Below are 1,528 nucleotides of genomic sequence, written 5' to 3'. Positions count from 1 at the left end.
CGTCAGGACAGGCCGTCGCGGCGGGGATCAGGCGTGCTGGACGTGGGCGATGGGAAACGACCAGCGCGGGCGCACCGGGCCGGGGCTGCCGCGCGAGCACAGCGGCAGCAGCGCGCTGCGCAGGGCGGCGGGCAGGTGGCGCAGCACGTGCAGGCGTTCGGAGATCGGCAGCAGGCTCAGGGCGTCAGCGATGACACGCTCGGAGCCCAGGGCCAGGGCGCGTGCGAACAGCGGGGCACCGTGCTGCAGCAGTTGGCTGCGCAGGCCGGCCACGTCGCGATCGAGGATCAGGCGGCGCAGGGTGATGTAGAGGATCTTGTAGTGCATCGGCAGGCCTCCGGGCAGGCAGCGCCCGCCGGCCGCCCGGCACTCAGGGGTGCGGACGCCGCCGGCCGGACGCCGGGGTGGAACAGGGCAGGGGCGGAACCAGGGGCGCGCGGCACCCGGCAGGATCGGGGTCGGGATCCATGGGAATGTCCGGTAGTGAAGGGGCGATGCCGGCGACGCAGTGCGCCTGGCCGGTGTGCGTATTGTCCGCGCCCGCTGCACGCAGGCCTAGATGCCCGTGGGTTAGCGGCGATATACCTTGGTATATCCAGGGCGGCGCAGGGCGCGCCGTGCCGGTAGGCCGATCAGGCCTTCGGGGTGCGGGCGCGGCGCGGCTTGGCGATACGCCCCACGTCACGCGCCGGCGTTGCGGTGCGCGGCTGCATCTGTTCCAGCCAGGCCAGGTTGTCCAGGTACATCAGGAAGTGCTGCAGGTAGCCCGGTGACAGTTCGCTCATCAAGGTGAGCGAGCGGTGCACCAGCACCGCCGAATTCAACGGGCCACCGTCGCCGGGGCCCTGCGCCAGCGAGATGCGTTTCTGGCTTTCATTGCGCACCGTGGCCCACAGGTCACGGAACTCGCTGATGGCCGGCAGCGCGGGGAATGCCGGTGTGGGCGCGGTGTCGAGAGGTGCGTCGTGCGGCACCGACGGTGCCTGCGTATGCGCATGCGCATGCGCGGACAACGTCGCCAGCAGGCCCGACAGCGGACGTGCGCGGTCGGTGGCTGCGGGTGCGGCCCGAGTGTGGCGTGGCACGTGCGCAGTCTGTTCGGCAACGCGCGCCGCATACGCCGCCACCCGCGTGGACAGCCGCGCATCCAGCAGCTGTCGCACTGCGCCCTGGTATGCCTGCGCACGCACCTGCAAGGCCTCGATCACCGCAAAGCCCACCGGGTCGAGCCGGTCCAGCTGCTGCCCGCGCCACGCATCTAGCTGTGCGGCCACCGGCAACGACTTACGGGGCATCGGCTGCCGCCGTGGCTTTCGGCCGCGGAATCGGTGCCATTTCAACGCGGCGATTACGCGCGCGCCCGGCTTCCTCGGCGTTGGAATCCACCGGCTGCTCGGCACCGAAGGCGGCGGCAAACACCGCCGAGGCGGGCACGCCTTCGGCAATCAGCGCCCGGGTGACGGTGAGCGCGCGTTCGGCCGACAGCGCCCAGTTGTCGGCGAACTGGCGGTTGCCTTCGCGCACCTGG

General features: G+C 71.7%; 3 protein-coding genes. All 3 read right to left on the bottom strand.

What is annotated here, in order from left to right:
• Nucleotides 1-27 precede the first annotated feature (27 nt).
• On the bottom strand, nt 28-327 hold the full coding sequence (locus tag DBR34_RS20990) for a hypothetical protein (RefSeq protein WP_128098214.1): 300 nt from the start codon (nt 325-327) through the stop codon (nt 28-30).
• A gap of 305 nt (nt 328-632) precedes the next feature.
• The gene (locus tag DBR34_RS20985) at nt 633-1,295 is read right to left on the bottom strand and encodes a DUF2894 domain-containing protein (protein WP_128098213.1); all 663 of its coding nucleotides are present in this window, start codon (nt 1,293-1,295) and stop codon (nt 633-635) included.
• Nucleotides 1,285-1,528 (bottom strand): OmpA family protein (locus tag DBR34_RS24495; protein ID WP_258224228.1); only part of this gene is annotated, 244 nt, incomplete at its 5' end. The genes DBR34_RS20985 and DBR34_RS24495, both read right to left, overlap by 11 nt.

The organism is Stenotrophomonas sp. HMWF003 (assembly GCF_003061285.1).
In the GTDB taxonomy this organism is placed as follows: domain Bacteria; phylum Pseudomonadota; class Gammaproteobacteria; order Xanthomonadales; family Xanthomonadaceae; genus Stenotrophomonas; species Stenotrophomonas maltophilia_AP.
The sequence above is the reverse complement of the archived record's forward strand: the minus strand, read 5'-3'. Positions and strand labels throughout refer to the sequence as shown.

Bases quoted from the DNA above. Each gene is read 5' to 3' on its own strand.
- DBR34_RS20990 (WP_128098214.1), bottom strand. From the start codon at position 327: ATGCACTACAAGATCCTCTACATCACCCTGCGCCGCCTGATCCTCGAT.
- DBR34_RS20985 (WP_128098213.1), bottom strand. From the start codon at position 1,295: ATGCCCCGTAAGTCGTTGCCGGTGGCCGCACAGCTAGATGCGTGGCGC.